Annotated in this window: 23 protein-coding genes and 1 tRNA gene; 16 read left to right on the forward strand and 8 right to left on the reverse strand. The window is 73.8% G+C overall.

Annotation, left to right across the window (positions count from 1 at the left end):
• From AA75_RS38875 to AA75_RS38910, 8 genes are all read left to right on the forward strand, one after another.
• On the forward strand, window positions 1-1059 hold a 1059-nt coding region (locus tag AA75_RS38875; RefSeq protein WP_033825176.1), incomplete at its 5' end, for an acyl-CoA dehydrogenase family protein.
• 50 nt (window positions 1060-1109) lie between these two features.
• On the forward strand, window positions 1110-2372 hold the full coding sequence (locus AA75_RS38880) for a GNAT family N-acetyltransferase (protein ID WP_233289381.1): 1263 nt from the start codon (window positions 1110-1112) through the stop codon (window positions 2370-2372).
• On the forward strand, window positions 2359-2877 hold the full coding sequence (locus tag AA75_RS38885; protein ID WP_051814160.1) for a type II toxin-antitoxin system RatA family toxin: 519 nt from the start codon (window positions 2359-2361) through the stop codon (window positions 2875-2877). The genes AA75_RS38880 and AA75_RS38885 overlap by 14 nt, the downstream gene beginning before the upstream one ends.
• Window positions 2874-4184, forward strand: a complete 1311-nt coding sequence (locus AA75_RS38890) for an aspartate aminotransferase family protein (protein ID WP_233289382.1) — start codon at window positions 2874-2876, stop codon at window positions 4182-4184. Before AA75_RS38885 ends, AA75_RS38890 begins: the two co-directional genes overlap by 4 nt.
• Window positions 4185-4283: 99 nt before the next feature.
• Window positions 4284-4538 (forward strand): acyl carrier protein, encoded by a 255-nt coding sequence (locus tag AA75_RS38895; protein ID WP_082527164.1) that lies wholly within the window; start codon window positions 4284-4286, stop codon window positions 4536-4538.
• Window positions 4535-5839 (forward strand): beta-ketoacyl synthase, encoded by a 1305-nt coding sequence (locus tag AA75_RS38900; RefSeq protein WP_082527165.1) that lies wholly within the window; start codon window positions 4535-4537, stop codon window positions 5837-5839. The genes AA75_RS38895 and AA75_RS38900 overlap by 4 nt, the downstream gene beginning before the upstream one ends.
• Before the next feature lie 5 nt (window positions 5840-5844).
• Complete coding sequence (locus tag AA75_RS38905; RefSeq protein WP_051814161.1) at window positions 5845-6906, forward strand: SDR family oxidoreductase; 1062 nt, start codon at window positions 5845-5847, stop codon at window positions 6904-6906.
• Between the two features lie 107 nt (window positions 6907-7013).
• A complete protein-coding gene (locus AA75_RS38910; protein WP_033825177.1) occupies window positions 7014-7625 on the forward strand; it encodes a DUF6058 family natural product biosynthesis protein in 612 nt (203 codons plus the stop codon).
• A gap of 61 nt (window positions 7626-7686) precedes the next feature.
• Here AA75_RS38910 and AA75_RS38915 read toward each other — a convergent pair whose 3' ends face one another.
• Window positions 7687-8352: a TetR/AcrR family transcriptional regulator gene (locus tag AA75_RS38915; protein ID WP_033825178.1), complete on the reverse strand. Its 666-nt coding sequence runs from the start codon at window positions 8350-8352 to the stop codon at window positions 7687-7689.
• 78 nt (window positions 8353-8430) lie between these two features.
• On the opposite strand from AA75_RS38915, the gene AA75_RS38920 reads away from it, so the two are divergent.
• Window positions 8431-9177, forward strand: a complete 747-nt coding sequence (locus tag AA75_RS38920; protein WP_051814162.1) for a DUF4386 domain-containing protein — start codon at window positions 8431-8433, stop codon at window positions 9175-9177.
• 476 nt (window positions 9178-9653) lie between these two features.
• Here the strand turns inward: AA75_RS38920 and AA75_RS38925 are convergent, their stop codons facing one another.
• Window positions 9654-10178: a MarR family winged helix-turn-helix transcriptional regulator gene (locus AA75_RS38925; protein WP_033825179.1), complete on the reverse strand. Its 525-nt coding sequence runs from the start codon at window positions 10176-10178 to the stop codon at window positions 9654-9656.
• A 121-nt stretch (window positions 10179-10299) separates the two neighbouring features.
• Between AA75_RS38925 and AA75_RS38930 the strand changes: the two genes are divergently transcribed.
• From AA75_RS38930 to AA75_RS38945, 5 genes are all read left to right on the forward strand, one after another.
• Window positions 10300-11142: an SDR family oxidoreductase gene (locus AA75_RS38930; protein ID WP_033825180.1), complete on the forward strand. Its 843-nt coding sequence runs from the start codon at window positions 10300-10302 to the stop codon at window positions 11140-11142.
• Between the two features lie 264 nt (window positions 11143-11406).
• Window positions 11407-11553: a hypothetical protein gene (locus AA75_RS50380; RefSeq protein ID WP_158515644.1), complete on the forward strand. Its 147-nt coding sequence runs from the start codon at window positions 11407-11409 to the stop codon at window positions 11551-11553.
• A gap of 110 nt (window positions 11554-11663) precedes the next feature.
• Window positions 11664-12059, forward strand: coding sequence for a hypothetical protein (locus AA75_RS38935; protein ID WP_055731263.1), 396 nt, complete (start codon window positions 11664-11666; stop codon window positions 12057-12059).
• Window positions 12060-12161: 102 nt separating this feature from the next.
• Window positions 12162-12599 (forward strand): thioesterase family protein, encoded by a 438-nt coding sequence (locus tag AA75_RS38940; RefSeq protein WP_033825182.1) that lies wholly within the window; start codon window positions 12162-12164, stop codon window positions 12597-12599.
• 180 nt (window positions 12600-12779) lie between these two features.
• Entirely contained in the window at window positions 12780-14492 is a 1713-nt protein-coding gene (locus tag AA75_RS38945) for an FAD-dependent oxidoreductase (protein ID WP_082527166.1), read from the forward strand.
• A gap of 65 nt (window positions 14493-14557) precedes the next feature.
• Here the strand turns inward: AA75_RS38945 and AA75_RS38950 are convergent, their stop codons facing one another.
• The 4 genes from AA75_RS38950 to AA75_RS48655 all read right to left on the reverse strand — a co-directional run bounded on the left by AA75_RS38950 (window position 14558) and on the right by AA75_RS48655 (window position 17794).
• Window positions 14558-15037: a hypothetical protein gene (locus tag AA75_RS38950; RefSeq protein ID WP_033825183.1), complete on the reverse strand. Its 480-nt coding sequence runs from the start codon at window positions 15035-15037 to the stop codon at window positions 14558-14560.
• A gap of 1051 nt (window positions 15038-16088) precedes the next feature.
• Window positions 16089-16499, reverse strand: coding sequence for a hypothetical protein (locus AA75_RS38955; protein ID WP_051814163.1), 411 nt, complete (start codon window positions 16497-16499; stop codon window positions 16089-16091).
• 118 nt (window positions 16500-16617) lie between these two features.
• Window positions 16618-17298, reverse strand: coding sequence for an alpha/beta hydrolase (locus tag AA75_RS38960; protein ID WP_033825184.1), 681 nt, complete (start codon window positions 17296-17298; stop codon window positions 16618-16620).
• A gap of 401 nt (window positions 17299-17699) precedes the next feature.
• Window positions 17700-17794, reverse strand: a tRNA-Cys gene (locus AA75_RS48655).
• Between the two features lie 140 nt (window positions 17795-17934).
• Between AA75_RS48655 and AA75_RS38965 the strand changes: the two genes are divergently transcribed.
• Complete coding sequence (locus AA75_RS38965; RefSeq protein WP_051814164.1) at window positions 17935-18651, forward strand: DUF6193 family natural product biosynthesis protein; 717 nt, start codon at window positions 17935-17937, stop codon at window positions 18649-18651.
• A 137-nt stretch (window positions 18652-18788) separates the two neighbouring features.
• Window positions 18789-21014, forward strand: coding sequence for a tetratricopeptide repeat protein (locus tag AA75_RS38970; RefSeq protein ID WP_051814165.1), 2226 nt, complete (start codon window positions 18789-18791; stop codon window positions 21012-21014).
• A 40-nt stretch (window positions 21015-21054) separates the two neighbouring features.
• Here AA75_RS38970 and AA75_RS38975 read toward each other — a convergent pair whose 3' ends face one another.
• Both AA75_RS38975 and AA75_RS38980 read right to left on the reverse strand, forming a co-directional pair.
• On the reverse strand, window positions 21055-21717 hold the full coding sequence (locus tag AA75_RS38975; protein WP_233289383.1) for a hypothetical protein: 663 nt from the start codon (window positions 21715-21717) through the stop codon (window positions 21055-21057).
• Window positions 21718-22198: 481 nt separating this feature from the next.
• On the reverse strand, window positions 22199-23011 hold the full coding sequence (locus AA75_RS38980; RefSeq protein WP_051814166.1) for a DUF4253 domain-containing protein: 813 nt from the start codon (window positions 23009-23011) through the stop codon (window positions 22199-22201).
• Window positions 23012-23078: the final 67 nt, after the last annotated feature.

The following is a 23078-nucleotide window of genomic DNA, read 5'->3' on the forward strand; positions in this document are numbered from 1 at the left end:
TTCCCGTTGGCGGAGCTGGAGCGCGCTCCCAGCCCGGCCGTCCGCGAGTTCCGGGCGGCCGGCGGCCCGGCGCTGCTGGTGCCCGCGCAGCACGCCGGCGCGGGGGCGAGCGCGCTGCAGGCCGTCCGGGTGCAGCGGGCGATCGGGGCGCGCTGCCCGTCGCTGGCGGTGGCCACCACGATGCACCACTTCTCCGTCGCCGGCCTCGCCGAGGCGGCCAAGTACGGCTCCGGCCTCGAGGGTGTGCTGCTGGAGTCCGTGGCCGGGGAGCGGCTGCTGCTGGCCTCCGCCTTCGCCGAGGGCAACTCCGGGCAGAACATCCTGCGCCCGCACATCACCGCGCAGCGCCGCGGCGGCCGGATCGTGCTGAACGGCCGCAAGATGCCGTGCAGCCTGGCCCGTTCGATGGATCTGCTGACCGCGTCGGTCCTGCTCGCGGACGAGGACGGGGTCGAGCGGCTCGCCATCGCGCTCGTCCCGGCCACCGCGCCCGGTCTCGAGGTGCGGCCGTTCTGGCGTACGCCGGTGCTGGCCGGTGCCGAGAGCGAGCAGGTGGTGCTGACCGACGTGGCGCTGGACCCGGAGCAGGTGGTGCTCACGGACGTCACCGCCGACGCCGTGCCCGACGCGCTGAACGTGGCCGGGTTCCTCTGGTTCGAGCTGCTGCTGACGGCCGGGTACCTGGGCGTGGCCAGCGGGCTGGTCGAGCGGGTGCTGGAGCGGCCCGGCGGCGGGCAGGACGACCCCACCGCGTACACGGTGGACGTCGGGGCCGCGATGCTCGCGGTGGAGGCCGTCGCGCGGGCGATGGAGAGCGAGCCGTGGACCGACACGCTGCTGGTCCAGGCGCTGCACGCCCGGTACGCGGCCCAGGACGCGATCGCCCGCACCACGGCGTGCTGCCTGGCGGCGCTGGGCGGCATGGCGTTCATCGGGTCGCCGGACGGCGCGTACCTCGCCGCGGCCGCCGGCGGCCTGACCTTCCACCCGCCGTCCCGCGCCCGGATGGCGGGGCCGCTGCGGGACTTCCTCGACGGCCGTCCGCTGCGCATCGGGTGACGCCGTCCGTACCGCGTGGTGGGCAGTCCGCCGCCGACGACCGTGAGCAGGTGACCGCAGTGCGGCGAGAAACCCCGTCAGTCCCGTCAGTCCCGGCCGCACCGGCCGCGCCGGCGGTCCCCCGCCCGGGGTACCGGGTCGAGGTGCTGTCCGGCGTCGAGGCGCTGCCCCCGGGGCTCTGGGAGCGGCTGGCGCCCGGCGACGACCCGATGTGGTCCCGGTCGCTGTTCACCGCGATGGAGCGCTCCCGGATCGGGCCGGACGCGTACGCCTACCTGGTCGTGCGCGAGGACTCCGGGGTGGCCGCGGTGCTGCCGCTGTGCCTGTTCCGGGAGTTGCGGCTGGACGACGTGGTGGGTCCGCGCGAGCGGCGGCTGCTCGCGCCGGTCCGGCGCCTGTTCCCGCGGCTGCTGCGGGTGCCGATGCTCTTCTGCGGGAACCTGCTCGGGCAGGGGCACGTACTGGTGGACGGCTCGCCGCCGCCCGAGGTCTGGCGGCTGCTGGTGGCGGGCGTCCTCGACCTGGCACGGCGCGAGCGGCTGGGCACGGTGGTGTTCAAGGACTTCACCGCGGCCGGGCTCGCGCCGCTGCGCGCCGCGCTGGACGGCGCCGGGTTCTTCTTCCTGCCGAGCCTGCCCGACACCGAACTCCCCCTGGGGCACGGTTCGTTCGAGGAGTACCTGGCCGTCCTGCCAGCCAGGCCGCGGCGCAACGCCCGCAGCAAGATCCGCAAATTCCGGGCCCATCCGGAGCTGCGGACGGAGGTCCGCGAGGACTTCGCCGACCTGCTGCCGGAGATGCTCGGGCTCTACCGGCAGGTGATGGACCGGGCGGACCAGACCCTGGAGGTGCTCGACTCCTCCTTCCTGGCCGCCGTGCACGCCGATCCCGGGTTGCGGCGGCTGCTGGTGGCCTGTTTCGACGGCGAGCGCCTGGTCGCCTTCCTGCTCTGCCTGTTCGCCGGGACCGGGGCGACCGGCGCCCGGATCGGCCTGGACTACCGGATCGCCCACCAGGCGCGGCTGTACCACAACGTGCACTACGCGGCGATCCGGCTGGCCATCGAGACCGGCTGCGACCGGATCCGCTTCGCCCAGACCGCCTACCGGCCGAAGGTCGAACTCGGCTGCGAACTGGTCGAGCAGTGGTACGCGATGACGCACACCCGCCGCCTCCCCCGCGCCGTCCTGCGGCGGCTGCTGCCCCCGGCCCTGGCCGCCGCGCGCACCGCCGCGCTCGGCCCCCATCTCCCGCCCGCGGGCGCCGACCCGTTCGGGCCCGACGAAGAAAGGTCTCCCCGTGCCACGAGTTGACGTCGAACTGCAGATCGCCGTCCCGCCCGACGCCGCCTGGGCGGCGGTGGTGGACGTGGAGAGCTACCCGCACTGCATGGACAGCGTCGAGTCGGTCGTCGTCACCGAGCAGCCGGACGGCCACCACCGCACCACCGCCTGGGCCGTCCGGCTGGAGGACTCGGTCCTGCGGTGGACCGAGGCCGACCGGCTCGACCCGAGCGCCCGTCGCTTCGACTTCCACCAGCTGACCGGCGACCTGGGCGAGTTCGTGGGCCACTGGGCGGTGGCGGCCGCGCCTGGCGGCGGCAGCACCGTCTCGCTGCACGTCGACTTCGACATCGGCATCCCCCTGCTCGCCGACATGCTCAACCCGGTCGCCTCACGGGCCCTCGAGGAGAACGCCGCGCAGATGCTCGCCGCCCTGGAACGGCGCCTGCTGGCGCAGCGCGCCCCCGAGCGGCCGCTCTCGGAGGCGCCCGGCCCCGGGCCGCAGTCGCCGGCCCTCCAGGAGGCCACGCCGTGACCGCCGACACCGTGACCGCCGTCGACACCGTGACCGCGGGCGACACCCTGGCCGCCACCGGACCGATCACCGGACCGGCCACCGGGTCCGCCGCCGCCCTGACCTTCGACCGGCTGCGCCGGCACCTGTCGCCGAAGCTCGCGCTGACCGGCGGTTTCGCCGGGCGCGGAGCCGTCGAGGCGGGCGCCGAGGGCTGCCGGGTCACGCTCTCCGACGGCCGGTCCGTGCTCGACTTCGGCTCGTACGCCGTCACCCTGCTCGGGCACCGCCACCCGGCGGTGGCGGCCGCCGTCCGCCGCCAGCTGGAGACCATGCCGACCTCGACCCGGAGCCTGGCCAACCCGGTCGCGGCCGAGGCGGCCGCCTGCCTGGCCGCGTACCTGGGCGGCACGCTGCCCAAGGTGTACTTCGGACTGAACGGCGCCGACGTCGTCGAGGTCGCGGTCAAGCTGGCCCGGCTCGCCACCGGCCGCAGCCGCGTGGTGGCGGTCGAGGGCGGCTTCCACGGCAAGTCGGCCGGCGCGCTCGCGCTGACCCACCACCCGCTGTACCGGCGCGGCCTGCTGGGCTGCACGGTGGACGTGGTGCACGTCGACCCGGCCGATCCCGGCGCCGTGCTCCACGAGGTGCGCGCCGCGGAGGTGGCCGCCGTCGTCCTGGAACCGGTGCAGGGCGAGAACGGCGCCGTCCCGCTGCCTGCCGAGGTGCTGCGGCGCTGGTGCGCGGACGCCGAACAGGCCGGCGCCATGGTGATCGCGGACGAGATCCAGTGCGGGCTGCGCCGCTGCGGCGAGCGCTCGGTCGCCCTCGCCGCGGGGCTGCCGGTGGACGCCGTGCTGCTCGGCAAGCCGCTGGGCGGCGGAGTGGTCCCGCTGTCCGCGCTGGTCTGCTCCGAGCGGCTGTACGCGCCGCTGGCGGCGGATCCGTTCCTGCACTCCGCCACCTTCGGCGGGCACCCGCTCAGCTGCGCGGCGCTGCCCGCCGCCCTCGACGCGATCGAGGAGCTGGCTCCGCACGGGCACCGGCTGTCGCTGCTGCTGGACACCGCCCTGGAACGGCTGCGCGCGGACAATCCTCGGGTGGTGCGAGCCGTCCGCGGCGCGGGTCTGCTCCGCGGGATCGACCTGGCCTCCGCGCAGGCGGCGGGCACGGTGCTGGCCGAACTCGCCGGCGCCGGCCTGCTGGTCTCGCCCTGTCTGAGCCGGCCCACCACCATCCGGCTGCTGCCACCGCTGGTCAGCACGGCGGGCGACCTCGCGGAGGCGGTCCGCATCCTCGACGCGGCGTTGGCGGCGGCCGGCCGCTGACCCGCGGCGCCGGACCGATCGGGCCCGGCACCACGGGACCCTCCCCCTGAGCCCACCACCGGCACCGGCACCGCCACCGGCACGGAAGGAACGACGGACATGCCCACTCGCGAAGAACTGTCACTGCTGGTCAGGACGGTCATCTCGGACGTGCTCGGCACCGAGGCCGAGGAGGTCCGCGAACAGACCAGCCTGGAGGTCGACTACGGCATCGACAGCCTGGAACTGATGGAGGTCGGCGCCCGGTTGGAACGCTCCCTCCGGCTGCGGATCGAGGTCGAGGACCTCACCGCCGCGCAGACCGTCGGCCAGGCCATCGACCTGCTCCAGGCACGTACGGCGGGCCGCTCATGACCCGCCGGCACCCCTCCGGCGGCCACCGGGTGGCCGTCACCGGCATCGGCCTGAAGTCGCCGGCCGGCAACGACCTGGAGGCGGCCTACACCGCGGTGCTGAAGGGCGGGTCCACCGCCGCGACCGTCCCCCGCCTGATCGAGGCCGACCTGCCGGTCCACTTCGCCTGCCTGGTACCGGAGTTCGATCTCGACGCCTACCTCACCCGCCGCGAGTCGCGCCAGATCGACCGGACCACCCGGCTCCTGCTGTGCGCCGCCACCGACGCCGTCGAGGACGCCGTACTGCCGGCCGGCCTCACGCCGGAGCGGGTCGGGGTCCAGATCGGTACCGGGATCGGCGGTCTGCCCAGCATGGAGGAGGTCACCCTCAGCCACGCCGCCCGCCCCAGGGACATGCCGGTCCACACCGTGCCCAGGACGATGGCCAACTCGCCCGCCACCCGGCTGGCCATGCGCTACGGGTTCCGGGGGCCGTGCACCACGTACGCCAGCGCCTGCGCCAGCGGCACCACCGCCGTCGGCGAGGCCGCCCGCAAGATCCGGTACGGCGACCTCGACGCGGCGCTCGCCGGCGGCACCGACTCGGCGGTCACCACCGTGGTGATGGGCGCCTTCGCCCGGATGCGGGCCATGTCCGTGCGCAACGCCGACCCGGAACGGGCCAGCCGCCCCTTCGACACCGACCGGGACGGCTTCGTGATGGCCGAGGGCGCGGCCGTCCTGGTCCTCGAACGGTGGGACCTGGCACTCGCGCGCGGCGCCCGGATCTACGGCGAGGTCGCCGGGTTCGCCGACAACTGCGACGCCTCCCACATCGTCGCCCCGACCGAGGACGGCGCGACCGCGGGCCGCTGCATGCGGCAGGCCCTCGCCGACGCCGGCCTGTCCACCGCCGACATCGGCCACATCAACGCCCACGGCACCTCCACCGTGCTGAACGACCGGGCCGAGGCCCGCGCTATCGAACGGTGCTTCCACGGCCAGTCGCCGCCGGTGACCGCCGTCAAGGGCGTCACCGGGCACCTGATCGGCGGCTCCGGCGCGCTGGAGGCGGCGCTCGCCCTGCTGTGCGCCGCCCGCGGCAGCGTCCCGCCGATCGCCAACCTGCGGGCCAGCCCGGAGGCCGACCTGGTGGACCTGGTGGTCGGGGCGCCGCGCAGCATCGCCCGCGCGGCGGTCCTCTCCAACTCCTTCGGTTTCGGCGGCCAGAACGCCTGCCTGGTCCTCGTGCCGGAGGACGGCGGCGGCCCGCAGTCCCCCGGCGCCGCACCGCATCCCCGTACGCCCCAGCAGAGATGACACCCATGCGAATCCTTCTCACCGGAGCCACCGGAGTGGTCGGCACCGAGGTCGTGCACCGGCTCGGCCCGCACTGCGCGTCCCCCGGCCTCACCCTCACCCGGGTCGCCCGGCGGGCCGCGGACGACACCCTGCTCCGCTGGCGGATCGGCGCCGAGCCGCCGCCCGCCGACCTCGCCGGGCACTGGGACGTCATCGTGCACTCGGCCGCCACCACCCGGTGGACGCTCGGCCGCGAGGAGGCGGTGCGGGCCAACATCGACCCGCTGCGGGCGGTGCTGGCCCTCGCCGACCGCGGCACCCACCTGGTCCACCTCTCCACCGCGTACGTCGGCGGGGTCCGCAACCCCGAGGACCTCCGGGGCGCGGAGTTCGAGGGCTACCGCAACGGCTACGAGTGGTCCAAGGCCAGGTGCGAGGAGGTCGTCCGCGCCGAGCACCCCGGACCGCTGACGGTGGTGCGCCCGCCGCTGATCGTCGGACGCCGCGGCTCCGGCGAGATCTCCCGCTTCTCCGGCCCGTACACGATGCTCCAGGCCCTGGTGTCCGGGCTGGCGGCCGTGGTGGTCGGCGACCCGGGCGGCTACGCCGAGATCAGCCCCGTCGACGAGGTCGCCGAAGCGGTCGCCGCGGCCGTCCTCGCCGAGCCGCCCGGCACCCCGCGCACCGAGGTGATCGCCGCCGGCCCCGGCAGCCTGACGCTGGACACCCTGCTCGACACCATCTGCCGCACCCTCAACGACGTCCGCCGGGCCGCCGGCGTGCCGCCGATCGAGCGGCCGCGCATCGTCCCGGGCGACAGCTGGGACCGCTTCTTCCTGCCGCTCGCGGACCGGTACCTCTCACCGGTGCAGAGCCAGGCGGTCAAACTGCTCGCCATGTTCCAGAGCTACACCAGCATGGGCCGGCCCTTCACCCCCACCCGGACGGTCACCGACCCCGCCGCCGTCATGGCGGCCGCCGTCCGCCACTGGGCCACCACCCGGCCCCGCCTGGCCCTCGCCACACCCCAGCCGTGGACATTGATCGACGACAGCGCCGACAGCGCCCAGCCGGTCGGGGTGTGACGGCGGGCCGACCGTCAGGACCCCCCTCTTGGTCGAACATACGTGCGATACGCTGCCCACAGCTCGGCAGGAGGCAGCCGTGCGCACGACAGCAAGGGGGCCCACGCATGCCGGACAGTGACCTGAAGCAGCAACTCGCCGCACGCTTCGTCGAGGTCAACGGCGTCCATCCGATGACGGAGGCCGACGACGCCTACGTCAGCGGGCAGTTCATCGCCCTGGAGGAGCTGTGCGCAGCCCCGGGGCACTCCGCCGACGCGACCCGCCGGCTAATGCTGGCGGGCCTGCTGCCGCTGCCGGGGTACCTGCGTTCGGACGGCGCGGAGATGGTGCCGTCGGACCTGTTCGCACTCGCCGAGGAGGCGGGCGGGACGGACCGGCTGGAGGCCTGGTTCGTCGGCCACTGGGCGGATCAGGAGGCCGGGCGGGAGGAGTGGTCGGCCTACCTGAGCGGGCAGTACGTGTGCCTGCACTCGGTGACGCCCGCGACCATCCGGCGCAAGGGCGCGCTGACGGCCGCGATCAGCGCAGCACCCGACGAGTCCGACGCGGGGTCCGCGCCGTGGTCGTCGCGGCTGCACGCGCTGATCGACGAACTGGACGCGCTGGAGCCGGCGTTCACCGCCTACGACCGTCTGCGCTTCGGCGGCCCGACCTCCCGCGACATCTGCATCGACGGGATGCGGGAGCGCTTCCCGCGCCCGGCGCAGCACCGGTAGTCCAGCAGCCGGGGGCGGGCGGCCGCGACCGCCGCCGCCCGCCCCTGCTGGCTGCTGCTGATCACGCTTCGGCGGCCCTCAGCCGTTCGAGGCCGTCCAGCAGCAGGTCCAGGGCGAATTCGAACTCCACCTGGTCGTCGCAGGCGCCCACGGTCGAGGCCGCGTCATGTCCGGCCGCCGCCCCGGCGATCTCCGCGATGTGCGGGTAGGCGCGTGCCAGTTGCCGGACGAACGCGGGATCGGGGGCCGCGCCGGTGTCGTCGAACAGCTCCTGGCTGAAGCCGAGCAGCCGGCTGCCCATCGCGTGCATCGCGTGGTGCGTGAGGGCGACGGAGAAGCCTCCCGCCCTGAACATGCCGGCCATCGAGTCGAGGTAGCCGAGCAGCGCCGGGGGCGGAGCGGTACGCGACTCGATCACGCGGGCCGCCCAGGGGTGCCGGCGCAGCGCCCGGCGAGCGCCGAGAATGCGCGCCCGCATCGCGCTCTTCCATTCGCCCGCACCCGGCGGCCCGATCTCGGCGACGACGAGATCCACCATGCCGTCGAGGAGTTCGTCCTTGTTGGCGACGTGCTTGTAGAGCGCCATCGGCACCACGCCCAGTTCCTGGGCGAGTTTGCGCATGCTCAGCACGTCCGTTCCGGCGGCGTCGGCGAGCGACACCGCTGCTTCCAGGACCCGTTGCCGGCTCAGTGGGGTCCGGCGCTCCCCGTCCGTTGGCTGGTTCACCTTGACGAGTGTACGGAGTACACCTATGGTGTGCCAAGGTGTACGCCGTACACCTTGGCGGACAAGGGGAGGGCCCGGATGAACACGGACCGACAGACGGACAGACGGACGGACCGGCGCAACAGCGTGGCCGCGGGAGTGCTGTTCCTGATCACCGAAGTGACCGCGATGGCCGGGCTGGCGCTGTACCGGCCCCTGCTCAGCGGCTCGGACTACGTCCTCGGCGCGGGCGCCGACGGCCGGGTGCTGCTCGGCGCCCTGTGCGAAGTGGCGCTGGCGCTCGCGGTGGTGGGCACCGGGGTGATGCTCTTCCCCATCCTGCGCCGGCAGCACGAGGGGATCGCCCTCGGCTACGTCTGCGTCCGGCTGCTGGAGGCGGTCGTGATCGTCCTCGGACTGGTCAGCCTGCTAGCGGTGGTGACGCTGCGCCGGGACGCGGCGGCGCACGGCACCGACGCCCAGCCCTTGGCGGCGGCGGCCCGCGCCCTCGTCGCGGTCCACGACTGGACCTTCTTGCTCGGCCCCAACCTGGTCCTCGGCGTCAACACCCTCCTGCTGGCCGCACTCCTCCACCGCTCCCGGGTCATACCGCGGGCGATCACCGTCCTGGGACTGATCGGCGGACCGCTGATCTGCGCCTCGGCGGTGGCCGTCCTGTTCGGCCTCTACGGTCAGCTCTCCGGCCCGGGTACGGCCGCGGCCCTGCCGGTCTTCGCCTGGGAGGTGTCCCTCGCCCTCTGGCTCATCATCCGCGGCTTCCGCACCCCCGCCACCGCCCCGACGACCGCCCCCCGGCAGCTGGCCGACGCACCGGCACTCCGCTGACCGCGCGAACGCGAGCGCCCGGCCGACCGAAGCCCACCCCGGGCATCGGCGGCCGGCGGCGCCGTTGCGCAGCACCGCAGCAACGACCGGCGGGCTCTCGTACCGCTCCGGCCACTCCGGCGTTTCGAGCAGAGCGGCCGGTCACCCGGTCGCCCGGTCGGCCAACGAGGTTGCCGCGAGACGAGACCGCCCCGGCGGTGGAGGCCGTGTCAGCAGCCCCTTGTTGCATGGCCTCGCGACCGTCCATGAGGTGATCAAGCAGCTGCGAGCCAGAAACCGTACGCGCCCACCAGGCGATGGCCATGCTGGACGCCACCCTGCGCCGACACACCCTGCCGCCCGGATCCGGCGGGGAGAGCAGGTGGCCACGGACTCCTGCCGTGTTCCTGGCCTGCGAGCCGCCACACCCGCCGGGCGACCGGCCTTTGCGCGGGCCGATCAGCGAGCAGCCCGGAAGGTCGGCACTGCGTCACAGCTCAGTGCCCCGTTGCTTCCCCCGCCCGCCCACGCTCCTTCAGCTGGCCCAGCGAATCCACGTACTTGAGCATCAGGCGTGCGAACTCCAGCCGGTCACGTTCGACCCAGTCGGCGGTGATGTACTCGAACGCGGCGCGCTGGTGACGGCGGAAGCGGGCCATCAACTCGGCACCCTCGGGACTGAGGTGGAGGACGGTACGGCGGCCGTCCTGCTGGGAGGCGGCTCGGAGCAGGTAGCCGGCCTTGATGTTGTCGGTGACCATCCGGCTCGCGACCGAGGGGTCGACGCCGAGGAGCTCGGCCACGGCGCCGACGGTGATCTCCTTCTCGGAGTCGCGGGTGTGCTCCGCGACGAGACCGAGTACCAGGGTGCGACTCAGGTCTTTGGCCGAGATCGGGTTCTCGACCTCCAGCAGTGAGGTGCGGCGCAGCTTTCCGAACGCCGGGCCCACCGCGTTCAGCAGTTCCTCGGCCGTCAGCTCCTCGGCCAACCGCGGTTCGTGCGGCGCGTCGTTCGTCGTCATGCATCCATCGTAGTATCCGTGACCCCGAGAAGGCATGTGTTGACATGAAACTATGTGCATGCAAGCATGCATGTGTCTATTGCAACATTGCGTACCAGCATCATGACTCTCGGGGGTTTCCATGACCGTTCTCATCACCGGCGCCCGCGGCAAGGTCGGCCAGGCCGTCACGAGCCGCCTGCACACCGCCGGCCTGCCCGTCCGCGCCGCCAGCGCCAACCCGACCGAACTGACCGTCCCCACCGGCGTCGAGGTCGCCGAGCTGGTCCTCGACCTGCCGGAAACCTTCCCGGCCGCGCTCGATGGCGTACGCCAGGTCTTCCTCTACCCACAGCCCGAGGGCATCGACGCCTTCATCGAGACCGCCCGGGCCGCCGGCGTCGAGCACATCGTCCTGCTCTCCTCCTCCTCGGTCCTGGCGCCCGACGCCGAGACCAACCCGCTCGCCACTCACAACCTGCGCGTCGAGCGCGCCCTCACCGCCTCCGGCCTGCCCTGCACCCTCCTGCGTGCGGACGCCTTCGCCAGCAATGCCCTCGGCTGGTCCCACCTCATCCGCCAGAGCCTGCCGGTCCAACTCGCCTACCCCGACGCGCACCTCGCGCCCATCCACCCGGCGGACATCGCCGACATCGCAGCCGAGGCGCTGACCGGCACCGCCCTCAGCGGGCGCGCCGTCACCCTCACCGGCGGCCAGTCCCTCACCTTCCGCGAACAGCTCGCCATGCTGTCCGGTGTCCTGGACCGCGACATCACCATCGAGACGATCACCCACGCCGAGGCCGAGCAGCAGATGCGCCGCTTCATGCCCGCTTCCATGGCAGGCTCGCTCCTCACCCTGTGGGCCGCCGCATGCGCCGGCCCAGCGCCGATCGCCGACACCACCCGCACCCTGCTCGGCAGGCCCGAGCGCAGCTTCCACCAGTGGGCGACCGAGAACGCCACCGCATTCACCGCCCACTGACCCAGTCGACTCAGCATCTGAAGAAGCATCACCACGAAGCCCATCGGCTGCTGGCACAACCACATCGGCAAGGCCCGCACTTCACCGTCGGCGGCCTCCCTGATGTCCCGTGGTCGCCGGCCCCCGCCCCTGCCGGACGGGCTCCGCCGGTCCTGATGGCCCCCGGCGCGGCAACCACGAGAAGCACCCGGCGGTGTCCGGCCACGGACGGGCTCCGCCGGTCCTGATGGCCCACAGCGCGGCAACCAGGAGAAGCACCCGGCGATGTCCGGCCGCGGACGGGCCTACGACGAGGCCGAGCTCGCCGAACTGCCGGCCCCGGGCGGCGGGCGAGCCGGAGGGCCCGCCGTCGTACGCCTGGCCCTGCGGCTCGCCGCGCCCGAGTACCTGGCCCTCGCCTCGCAGGGCTGAGGTCACGTCAGGGGGCTTCTGTAGGTGCCTCATCGGTCCCACGGGCGGTGCTGTCACTGCCGCGGAATTGTCCTGTCCCGGGCGGCGGCCGCCGGGTAGAGTGCGTCGCCGTGTCCCGTACCGTGCACCACGTCACTTACTCGGCCGCCACGAAGCGGCTCCCGGAAGGGCGTCCCCCCGCCGGGCCGGTCACCTCCTGGTGGCGCGTGATCACCGCGCGGGACCTGCGCTACCCCGCCGCGGCCGCGGACGCCGCCGGGACGGCCGGGAGCCGCCGGATCCCCGCCGAGGTACGCCGCCACGTCGTCGTGCGCGAGCTCGTCCACGCGGACACGCACGATTCGACCGCCACCGACCGGCGGATCCACGAACGGCACGCCCGGGCCGCCGAGCGCGCCGCCCTGCACCGGGCCCTCGACGCGGCGGCCGCCGCGCCGTACGACGACAGTGACGACACCGTGGTGCCGCCGACCCGGCACCGGCACCGGGTCCGCTGGGAGGCGTAGATCCCTCGCCCGGTGCCCCTGGCGCGACGTTAACGGTTGCTAACATGACCCTGCGCCCCGCCCGGGAGCGCCGTGCTCCGAGGCAGCGAAGACGAGGAAGCCATGGCCGCCGAGCTTGAGGTCACCTACCAGGGGACCGTGTACCCGTGGCACTGCGACCACATGGGACACATGAACGTCATGTGGTACGTCGGCAAGTTCGACGAGGCGACCTGGCACCTCCTCGCGGGCCTCGGCATCACGCCCAGCTACCTGCGCGACCGCAACCGCGGCATGGTCGCGGTCGACCAGCGGATCTCGTACCGGCAGGAGGTGCGGGCGGGCGACCTCGTCGTGGTCCGCTCGGCGGTTCTCGAGGTGCGCAGCAAGGTGATCCGTTTCGTCCACCGGATGGAGAACGCGGAGACCGGCGAGGTCGCGGCCGTCACGGTGCTGACCGGGGTGCATCTCGACCGGGAGACCCGGCGGTCCTGCGATCTGCCCCAGGAGCAGCTGGCCCGCGCGCGCAAGGCGCTGACCGACTACGACCCGGGCATCTGACCGCGGGGCCACCCTGCCGTCGGCCGCTCAGGGGGCGGCGCGGACCCGTCGCTCGCCCGTTCGGGGGATCCGGATTGCTTCGCACCTCTTTGGTGAGTGAATCGGTGGCCGATCCGGCGGAGGATTCGGGACCAGGGGCGCACGCTCCCGCGCCGCCGCCCGGGTGAAAGAAGGCACCGCATGCACCGGTTCCACCGGAACGAGGCCGGTCGGACCGAGGCCGGCCGGAGCGGGAATCCGGCCTGGACCCCGGCGTCGCCGCTCTCCGCGGAGCAGTTGCGGCGGCTCGCGGCGCACGGGTCGGAACACCACGCCGCCGCGGACGAGGTGCTCTTCGCGGCGGGCGACGCGGCCTACGACTTCTTCGTCGTCCTCGAAGGCGCGGCGGACGTCGTGGAGCGGTTCGGCGAGCCGGACGAGCGCCTGATCGCGTCGTACGGGCCGGCTGAGTTCCTGGGCGAGCTCGACATGCTGACGGGCGAACGGGCGCGGTTCACCGGTGTGACGAGCGGCCCCGGCCGGGTGCTCCGGGTCCCGCTGGACCGGATCCGCACGCTGGTGTCCCAGGACGCCGACCTCAGTGAGCACATCCTGCGGACGTTCCTCGCGCGCCGGGCGAACCTGGTGCGCAAGGGCGCCGGGCTGACACTGATCGGCTCACGGTACGACAAGCGGTGCCGGGCGCTCATGCTGGCGTTCTCGGCCAACCGGATGGGCGTGACCTGGATCGATCTGGAGGCGCAGCCCGACGCCGAGGCGCTGTTGCGGGAGCTGCGGGTGCCCGTGGCGGACCTTCCGATCGTGCTGGTGCCCGGCCGGCCGCTGCTGCGCAATCCGCTGCCGGCCGATGTCGCCGCCGAGTTCGGGGAGCCGCCGGCCGGCGCGGGTGACGACGGCGGCCGGGACTCCTGTGACCTGCTGGTGGTCGGCGGCGGCCCGGGCGGACTGGCGGCGGCGGTGTACGGGGCGTCGGAGGGGCTGCGGACCGTGCTCCTCGATGCGGCCGCGTTCGGCGGACAGGCCGGCACGTCGTCGAGGATCGAGAACTACCTCGGGTTCCCGGCCGGGCTTTCCGGCGCCGAGCTGGCCGCCCGCGGGGTGATCCAGGCGGCGAAGTTCGGGGTCGGTCTGCACCGCAACGCCCGCGCCACCGCTTTCGCGAGCGACCGGGGCCTGCACACCGTCACCTGCGAGGACGGACGGTCGTTCAGCGCGCGTGACGTCATCGTCGCCACCGGGGCCCGCTACCGGCGGCTTACCGTCCCCGGCGTCGAGGCATGGGAGGGCAACGGAGTCCACTACGCGGCCACGGTCGCCGAGGCCGCGAACGCGGCCGGGCGGCCGGTCGCGGTGATCGGCGGCGCGAACTCGGCGGGCCAGGCGGCCGTGTTCCTGGCCCGGACCTCCGATCCGGTGCACCTGCTCGTCCGCGGCGAGGACCTCGAGCACTCCATGTCGCGGTACCTGATCGACGCCATCGCCTCGAACCCGAGGATCCGGGTACAGCTGCGCACGGAAGCCGTCGGCCTCACGGCGGACTCCTCGATCACCGGCCTGGAGGTCGTCGACCGTGCCACGGGCCGGCGCTCCGCGCTGGCGGTCGCCGCGGTCTTCGTGTTCATCGGGGCGACCCCTTGCACGGACTGGCTGGACGGCCAACTGTCCACAGATGAAAAGGGTTTCGTCCTGGCCGGGCACGACCTGGACACCGGCCTGACGGACCGTCGCGCACCGCTGCCGTTCGAGACGAGCGTCCCCGGTGTGTTCTGCGTCGGCGACGTGCGGAGCGGAAGCGTCAAGCGCGTCGCGACGGCAGTCGGTGAGGGCTCCGCGGCGGTCCGGCTGGTCTTCGACCGACGCCGGGCCGACGGGACGGGACTCCTGTGCCCGTAGCCGTTCGCCCGGCGCTGTACGGCGCTGTACGGCGGCAGCGGTCCGATCCGGCGCTCTCCTGGCGCTCAGTACCCGGCGAGCCAGCCGACCTTGCGGAGAGTCGGGACCAGCCGGGTGAGGACGTACGCGAGGACGGGGGTGTAGGTGTCGTCGACGTCGAAGTGAATCTCGTGCTCACCCCGACCGGGCTCCCCGGAGAGGGGATCGAGCGGGGAAGCGAGGCGGACACCCGCGGCACCGAGAAGCTGCGCGAACCAGGCCGCGTTGCAGGCGGTGACGAGCTCCTGAACGGTGAGGGACCGTCGTCGGCGCGGCCGATCCCGGCCGTCCTCCGGGACGGCGAGGTAGGCCAGGATCCGACGCCGGTCGGCGTTCACCGGATGGATGCCGGCCCGCTCGCGATTGAACAGCTGGGTGAGACGGGCCGGCATCTCCGGGAGCGTCTCGGTGCGGTGCAGGACGACATCGCGCTCCCCGTTGGTCCATGCCGTGTCGCGGATGACGAGCGAGGGCCGACCGGGTATCTCCAGATCCCAGCACGTCACCGAGCCCGCGCTCGTCTCACCACTGCAAGTTCGACCTTCGACGAAGAGTTGATCTGGGTGTTCCGCGAGCGTGAAGACCATGGGCAGACGGCCATCTCCGGGTTGCTGGTCGCTGATCGCTGTGAGGTGGTTGATCGTACTGCGCAGGCCCGAACCACCAACCCCGCTCCCGGAACACGGTCGGAAGAGGTCAGGATCGAGATCAGAACCGACGCTTCGAGCGCCATAACGCTCTTGCTTCGCTCGCCTGCAGCCTGACCTGCGGACGGGAGCACCGCGCAGACGGCAGCCGTCCTCTGTGACCTACCGGGCCAGGAACCTCACGATCGCGCGTCTCAGCGCGGGCGGCACATCGGCCAACTTCGAGACGATCAGGCAGACCTCCCACCGGAGTTCGGGGAACTCGTCCCAGATCCCCGTGGATACGAGCGGCGGCCCCGGGGCGGGCTCAGGGGTGGACGGCGCGGACGTGGGCGGCGGAGAGGTGGAGTTCGTACGGCAGGCAGCAGTCGGAGGAGAGGGTCGCGACGAGGGTTCCGCAGGCGCACAGCTGGTTCATGCCGCCGTCCGGGGTCGCGCCCGCAGCAGGCGGCCGAGGCGTGCCTCAGTTCCAGGCCGCGGGCGTCGTCCGGGTTGATGACGATGTTGCCTCGCGGGCCCTGCGACACCAGCGGCTCGCCGTCGGCGTTCCAGCGGCCGCCGTGGCGTGGCATCACCGGCCCGGGTACCTCGGCGACCACCAGGGGCGCGCCGTACGGCTCCGTCTCGATCGCGTAGTGGCCGGACGGCACGGTCGAGGGCGAGGGGCCTGGTTCGTCGGCCTCCCACCAGGCGTAGTACGGCGCCTCGGGGACCGCCGGCATCCGTAGGAGCGGCCGCGTCAGCGGGGCGCCGCAGGTGGCGCAGCCGAACGCCAGCGGTCCGTCGGCCTGCCCGTGTTCCGGACCGCCGCCGTGCCCCCGCTCCCGCCGTTCGTCCATCCGGCGACAGTACGCGGCGCAGTCCCCCACCGCGCTGCCGCCCCCGCCCGGGACCGGGCCGGCGGCGGGATCTACCGGGCGAGGCCCGCCTCGCGGTCCGCGGCCGCGATCTGGTCGTGGAAGCGCCGGTGGACCCAGTGGCGCTCGCCGAGGATCTGCAGCTGCCCCCATCGGCCGGTGACCGGGCCGAGCCGGGTGTGGCGCGGCATCGTGCCCGCGAGCCGCCGCGGGCTCGCGCCGCCGGACAGCTTGCTGCTCTCCAGTACGTAGATGGCGTCCCGGGTGACCGCCACACAGCGGTAGGTGTTCCGGAAGATCGTCAGGCCGGTGAGGTAGGTGACGACGAAGAACCAGAAGTTCGGCGCGCTCTGGCAGATGAACGCCTGCCGGATCTCGCTTCCTGCGGGCAGGAACGGTGCCGAGCGCCGCACCAGGTCCGGCCGCGGTTGTGCGTCGCGCCGCCCGCTCTCCCCCGTGGTCATACCGTCGTACGTTCCCAGCCGCACAGCTCCGTACGCGCCAGACCGTCACGGGGCGACGGCAACCTGGCGGCCGCCCGGCGGCGGGGCGGGCGGGGCCCGCCCCGGCCGGTGCCGCGTCCTACAGGGACTTCGCGGCGTCGCGGATCACGTCGAGGACGAAGTCCGGGTGGGACAGCATCGGGACGTGGCTGCTGTCGACGTCGTAGGTCTTCGCGCCCATCCGCTCGGCCGCGAAACGCTCGAGATCGGGGTTCACCGTGCGGTCGTTGTTGGCGACGATGTACCAGCTGGGCTTCGTGCGCCAGGCGGTACCCGGGACCTGCTGGTCGAACAGGTCCGCGACCGGCACCGCGCCCGTCGCCAGCACCAGCTTCTGCTCGGCCTCCGGGAGGTCCCCGCAGAAGTCCGGGACACCCGAGGCCTTCAGCCACAACCGCCCGTCCGCGACCTCGAGGTGCTGGAAGACCGGGGTGGGGGCGAACTGCGCCTGGTGCTGCTGCGAGGTCTCGTCCTCGTCCGGGCCGAGCGCCGCGATGTACACCAGCGCGCCGACCCGGTCGTGGGTGCCCGCCTTGGTGATCAGCGTTCCGCCGTACGAGTGGCCGACGAGCACGATCGGCCCGGGGACGTGGTTGAGCGTGAAGTTCACGCACGCGACGTCGCTCTCCAGGGAGTTGAGGCCGTGCTGCGAGGCGAAGACCTCGTGCCCCTCGGCCTGGAGCGTCGGGATGAGCTTGCCGAAGCACGACCCGTCGGCCCAGAGTCCGTGAGCGAATACGATGCCGGGCTTGCCCGCCATGATGGTTCCTCCTCCGTGAAGACCTGCACGTTGCGCAGCGTCTGATCTCCCCCCGGAGGCCGGGATCGGCCCGACGCCGATCGTCCCCCAGCTCGCGCCCTGCGGGCCGACGGCGCGCCCCAAGGCCGGGAGATACCCGCACCCGTTCGGCGGCGCCGAGATGCGGGACCGGGCGGAGGGTGGCGGGGTTCGCGGTGACGCGTCGCCAGGTTCTTGGCGGTCTGAGGGGGCGTCGGTGGTGACAAGGAGGTCCACGGCCTCACGCCGACCGGTCACGGCGGGCTGAGCTCCCTCGGGAATGTGATCGCGGCGCCTCGGGCCGCGGCGCTTGCGTGGCCCGCTACCTGCTCGGCTGGCATCGCGTCCGGCAGCGGTGGCAGGCCCCGGCCGGACTGCATGGGCGGAGAGGGCAGGATTCGAACCTGCGCGGGCCCCGGAGGACCCTGCTCGGCCGTTGCCGGCCAGGCACCCGATGAACCGCTCCGGGCACCTCTCCCAGTCCCGGGAGCCCCTTTCCTCGAAGCTCCCTGACGTGTCTTCAGCCTCCACCACCCGCCTGACCGCACGCTGACCCCCCACTGATCCGCACTGGCCCCCCGCCCGAACGGACGCCCTACCTCACGGCACACTGGGCGGATGACCTCCTCCTCGCTGCCCCTCCCCACCCCGCCGGAGACCGCCACCAGTCTCGCGGACGCGCTGCGCCGCGCGGCCGCCCGGCTGGGCCTCGACCTGCCCGCGCCGGAGGAGAACGGGGAGCGCAGGGCGGAGTACGGCGCCACCGGGGACCGCCGCGTGATCGTGCGCGACCTCCGGGACGTGCGCGGCTACTGGGTGCACTGTCGTCTGCGGGACGCCTGGCTCGCCTCCGGAGCCGCTCCGGACCTGGACGCCGTGGTCAGGTGCGCAGCCGCCTGGTCGAGCGGGGCCGGCCTCGAGGCGACCCGGGCAGCTGCCCCGTTCATCGGGTTCGGGGAGTGGGCCCTCGCCCACGAGCGCGAGCCGCTCGACCCGGTCGAGCTGGCGTGGTGGCACCTGATCGACTCGGTCCGCCGGTCCCCGTTCGCGTGGGACCGCGGCCCGCACGCCCTCGGTCGCCTCGCGCTCCTGGAGGCGGCGCGCGCCCGGCCGGAACTCCGTCGGCTCAGGCCGGTCACCAGCCACTACATCCTCTGGTTCTCCTCCAGCACCGAGCTCCCGTACGTCCGGGTCGGGTACTCGATCGAGCCGCTCCGCGACGGGCGGTACCTCGTACGGGACCGGGGCGAGGCCGTCGCCCACACCGGCACTCCCGAGGAAGCGGTCGCTCTCGCGGTGGCTTCGCTCCCCCAGGGCACCGGCCCGGCCCGCTGACCCTCCCCCACAGCGCGTCACGCCGAACGCCGGGGCGCGGCAAGCCGAGTGCCGGAGTGCGGCGAAACGGGGCGGAGTGTCGGTGTCCCCGCCTAGCGTGGGGTGCTCGGGTGGGAAGTCGGGGCTGAGGGGTGGGGATGGGCAACCACATCAGTGGCGGGGTGTTCTTCGGGACGGTGATCCAGGGGCAGCGGATCCAGCTCACGCTGCCGCGGGAAATCACGCCCGCGCTGAGCGGGCTGCCGGACCGGACCCCGTCGTTCGCCGGGCGTGAGGAAGAACTGTCGCGGATCGTCGGGGAGTTGGAAGACCACCCGGTGGTGACGATCGTCGGTATGCCCGGGGTCGGGAAGACCGAGCTGGCGGTCCAGGCCGCCTGGCGGGCGTGGAAGGACGAGGGCCGGTTCCCCGGCGGCGTGCTGATCATCGATCTGCAGGGCTACAACGACCGGCTGCGGCTCCCGGTCGAGCGGGCACTCACCCAGCTGCTGGGCGCGCTCGGCGTGCCGGACGACGAACACCTGCCGAAGGACGCGCAGGGACTGACCAGGCTCTACCGCTCGGTGCTGGCCGCGTACGCCGAGCAGGAGCGCCGGCTGCTCGTCGTGGTGGACAACACCTCGGGCGAGGAGCAGGCCAGGCCGCTGCTGCCGACCGGCGGGTACCACGCCGCGCTGGTGACCTCGCGGCACAGCCTGGTGCTCGGCGAGGCCCGGACGGTGCTGCGCCCGCTGCCGGCGGATGCGGCCGTCGAGCTGGTGCGGCGGGTGCTGGGCGAGGCCGACGGGCGGGTCGGCGGGGACCGCGTCTCGGCCGAGCGGATCGCCGATCTGTGCGGCCACCTGCCGCTCGCGCTGTGGATCTCGGCGGCCCTGCTGGCCGACCTCCCCGTGATGCCGCTGGCCGCGTTCGCCGCCCAGCTGGCCGAGGCGCACCACCGGCTCGACACGCTGTCCCGGGAGGACCGTACCGTCCGTGCCGCCTTCGACCTCTCGTACCAGCGGCTCCGGCCCGAACAGGCGAGGCTGTTCCGGCTGTTGGCGCTCAACGCCGGGCCGGACGTCTCCACCGAGGCGGCCGGCCGGCTGGCGGACGCGGTGGCGGACCGGTGGCTGGAGTCGCTGGCCCGGGCGCACCTGATCGAGGCTCCGCGGTGGGGCCGCTGGCGCTTCCACGACCTGGTGCGCATCTACGCGGAGGAGCTGGCCGCGGCCGACGCGGGCGAGGACCTCGCCGAGGCGGAGCAGCGGCTCAACGCCTACTACGTGGAGACGGCCGCGGCGGCCGCGCTCAACCTCAACGACCTCGTCGCGCTGAGCAACGACGGTCCGCTGTCCCGGTACGTGGGCAGCCTGGACGGCGGCATCGCCTGGCTGGACGACGAGTACGCCAATCTGCTGGCCACCACCGTGCGGGCGCAGGCCGCCGGGCACCAGGGGCTGTCGGCCGTCATGCCCACCGTGGTGGGCGGCTACCTGCGGCTGCGGCGGGTCCTGCCGCAGTGGACCGCGATACTGCAGCGGTCGGTGTCGGACAGTGCGGCGCTCGGTGACGCGGAGCTGACCGGAGTGGTCCTCGACCTGTTCGGTCTCGCCCTCCAGGAGGCGGGCCGCCTGGCGGAGGCGGAGGCCGCGGCGCGGCGGGCGGCGAAGTGCTTCCGGAAGGCGCGGGAGAAGTTCCGGGAGAACGTCGCGCTGGGGCATCTCGGCAGGGCGCTCGCCCGTCAGGGCCGCTACGAGGAGGCCGTCGAGATACTCCGGCCGGCCGTGGACCGTCTGGCCGGCGAGGGCGGGAGGATGCCCAGCCGGGCGCACGCGCTGAAGGACCTCGGCGAGGTGCTGCTGCAGTTGGGGCGGTACCAGGAGGCCGCCGAGTTCAGTGCGGAGGCCGCGAACTGCTTCTGGCAGCCGATCGGGGACGAGATCTCGGAGGCGGAGGCCCGGCTGACCGAGGGTACGGCGCTGCTCGCGCTCGGCGATCCGCTGATGAGTACGGTGGCGTTCCAGCGGGCTGGCGAGCTGTTCCGCCCGCCCGAGATCCTGGTGGGGCTGGCCGCCACGCTGAACGGCTACGGCTGCGCGCTGTGGCAGCTCGGCCACCGGGACCGGGCGGTCGAGCTGCTGCGCGAGGCGGTCGGCCTCGCGGAGGAGGCGGGCGATGCCGGTCTGCGGGCCGATGTCGTCGGCAACCTGGCCGAGGCGTACACGGTCCTCGGCCTGACGGATGAGGCGGCACGGCTGGCCCCGCCGCACCCGCCGCTCCCCGCGCCCGCCCTTCCGCGACCGCCCGGGGCCCCGGCGTCCGCTCCTGCCGAGGGCACCGGTTGGTGGCGCCGCCGCGGGTGGCCTTCCCGCCGCCGCTGAGCGGAACGCCCTCGGTGCCGCGGCGCGGGCGGTTCGGCCGTCAGCGGCCGAGTGCTCGGCGGAGCGTCAGTCCGTGGTGGTGGCGCAGTCGGCGCAGCTCCCACCAGGACAGGGCCGTGACGGTGACGGGCGCCCCGAGGATGAACGCCATCCGGGTGCCCGCCGGGACCTGGGGGTAGGCACCCGTGGTCAGGTCGAGCAGCGCCATCTCCCACACCAGGATCCCGGCGAGGACCGGCGGCACCACCTCGTGGATGTCGGCGGTACGGAAGACGTGGACGAGCGAGAGGCCGATGCCGTAGAGGGCGAAGCAGACCGACCACGCGAACAGGACCCCGATGGCGATCTTCCCGGGCAGCCCGACGGCGTCCCGCAGCCCGGCCAGTTCCGGTGCCATCGCGAGGGCGGAGGTGCCCATGGAGCCCATGATGGCCGCCACCGCGCCGATCGGGCGCAGGACGCGTCGCAGGTAGACCCGCCGAAGCCCGCCCCGCGCGGCCGCCACGAAGGCGCCGACCACCACGGGGAAGGTGCAGACCAGTACCAGGACGCTGGTCCAGCTCTGGTCGAGGCGGTCGTCCGCCGCGGCTTTGACGTCGTCCGCGCTGACGACGGCGTTGTAGGTGACCATGAGGCCGACCCATGCGGCGACCCCGAGCACGGTCCGCCACAGCTGGAGCCTTCGGACCGCCGGGTCGTCCACGACGCCGGGGCGTGAGGGACGGAAGGCCTGCCGGGCGGCGTAGAACGGGTTGCGGATGCCCCGCAGGATCTTCCTCGCCCGTGACGGCTCGACAGGCGGCGGCGGAACCGGCGGACCCGGCGGGCCCGATGGATAGGGCTGCGCGTACGGGTACCCCTGCGGCGGGACCGGCGGTCCGTACGGGTGGCCGTGCGGCGGTCCGTACCCGGGCGGCGGAGGGTACGGCGTCCCAGGCGGCGGAGCGTACCCGGGCCCCGGCGGTGGGACCGCGGCGCCGGGGCCGGGCCACCCCGCCGGTGGCCGGGCGCCGCCCGCGCCACCTCCCTGATCGCCGTAACCGCCGTACCCGCCCCCGCCGTAGCCGCTCACGCCGCGTACCCCCGCTGTCCTGCACCGTCGATGCCACGCATGGTAGTCGGATGGGAACCGACGGCGCGCGGATCCGCCGCCTCCGCCGCCCGATCGGGTTCTTGATCCTCGGTCAGTCCCACCAGAACGACCACTGGTGGGAGCCCACCAGCTGTTCGGCGTAGGCGGTGAGGGTGCCGGTGCCCTGGAGGACCAGGTCAGGGCAGAGCGCGGTGTGCTCGGCGGCCACCGGGAGCGCGTCGGCGAGCGTGGCGGGCGGCACCGGAACGCTCAACTGCATGGTGTCGAAGCCGACTTCGACCACCTGGGCGCCGAACCGGCGCTCCCAGTCGGCGAGCACGGCGGCGATCTTCCCGGTGTCGCCCTCATGGTTGAGCGGGCCGCCCCATCCGCACACGGCCAGCGCGTGCGCACCGCTGCGGGCCGGGATCAGGCCGAGCCGGACCTCCTTGACGGACTGCAGCACATCGGCCAGACCACGCGCCTCGGCGTCCGCCGCGCCGTCGGGCACGACCACGGCGGGGGCGGCACCGGGCCAGGCCGGGCCGTAGGGGGCCAGGGTGTCGGCGTGCTCGGACTCGTCCCGGTAGCCCTCGTCGTCGTCCTCCCCTCCCCCCTCCCACCAGGTGCGCAGCAGGGCGGCCGGGTCGTAGAGGTCGGGCTCGGAGGCGTAGCCGGGGTCCAGTTCGCCGGACAGCCAGGGGCGGAACTCGGGACCGGCCTCCAGCGGCTCGAGCAGCAGCGGCCACAGGCCGGTCTCCGGGTGCGCGCGGTGCAGTTGCGCCCACAGTCCGGGGATGGCGGGAGCGTCGCTGATCCACAGCAGTGGCTCCGGATCGTCTGCGTCCGCGCCGACAAGGCGTCCGGGCGGCAGGGGGACGGGCAGTACCGCGAGGGCGCGGGCGAGGTCCAGGGGCTGGGTCATGCGAGCACGGTAGGGGCGGGGTCCGACAGCGGGTGGCCGTACGGCGGGGGGCGCCCCCCCCCGGGGG

Source organism: Kitasatospora sp. MBT63 (assembly GCF_000710465.2).
GTDB lineage: Bacteria > Actinomycetota > Actinomycetes > Streptomycetales > Streptomycetaceae > Kitasatospora.

Bases quoted from the DNA above. Each gene is read 5' to 3' on its own strand.
- AA75_RS38895 (WP_082527164.1), top strand. From the start codon at position 4,284: ATGCCCACTCGCGAAGAACTGTCACTGCTGGTCAGGACGGTCATCTCG.
- AA75_RS38900 (WP_082527165.1), top strand. From the start codon at position 4,535: ATGACCCGCCGGCACCCCTCCGGCGGCCACCGGGTGGCCGTCACCGGC.
- AA75_RS38905 (WP_051814161.1), top strand. From the start codon at position 5,845: ATGCGAATCCTTCTCACCGGAGCCACCGGAGTGGTCGGCACCGAGGTC.
- AA75_RS38910 (WP_033825177.1), top strand. From the start codon at position 7,014: ATGCCGGACAGTGACCTGAAGCAGCAACTCGCCGCACGCTTCGTCGAG.
- AA75_RS38920 (WP_051814162.1), top strand. From the start codon at position 8,431: ATGAACACGGACCGACAGACGGACAGACGGACGGACCGGCGCAACAGC.
- AA75_RS38925 (WP_033825179.1), bottom strand. From the start codon at position 10,178: ATGACGACGAACGACGCGCCGCACGAACCGCGGTTGGCCGAGGAGCTG.
- AA75_RS38930 (WP_033825180.1), top strand. From the start codon at position 10,300: ATGACCGTTCTCATCACCGGCGCCCGCGGCAAGGTCGGCCAGGCCGTC.
- AA75_RS50380 (WP_158515644.1), top strand. From the start codon at position 11,407: ATGTCCGGCCGCGGACGGGCCTACGACGAGGCCGAGCTCGCCGAACTG.
- AA75_RS38940 (WP_033825182.1), top strand. From the start codon at position 12,162: ATGGCCGCCGAGCTTGAGGTCACCTACCAGGGGACCGTGTACCCGTGG.
- AA75_RS38945 (WP_082527166.1), top strand. From the start codon at position 12,780: ATGCACCGGTTCCACCGGAACGAGGCCGGTCGGACCGAGGCCGGCCGG.
- AA75_RS38955 (WP_051814163.1), bottom strand. From the start codon at position 16,499: ATGACCACGGGGGAGAGCGGGCGGCGCGACGCACAACCGCGGCCGGAC.
- AA75_RS38960 (WP_033825184.1), bottom strand. From the start codon at position 17,298: ATGGCGGGCAAGCCCGGCATCGTATTCGCTCACGGACTCTGGGCCGAC.
- AA75_RS38965 (WP_051814164.1), top strand. From the start codon at position 17,935: ATGACCTCCTCCTCGCTGCCCCTCCCCACCCCGCCGGAGACCGCCACC.
- AA75_RS38970 (WP_051814165.1), top strand. From the start codon at position 18,789: ATGGGCAACCACATCAGTGGCGGGGTGTTCTTCGGGACGGTGATCCAG.
- AA75_RS38980 (WP_051814166.1), bottom strand. From the start codon at position 23,011: ATGACCCAGCCCCTGGACCTCGCCCGCGCCCTCGCGGTACTGCCCGTC.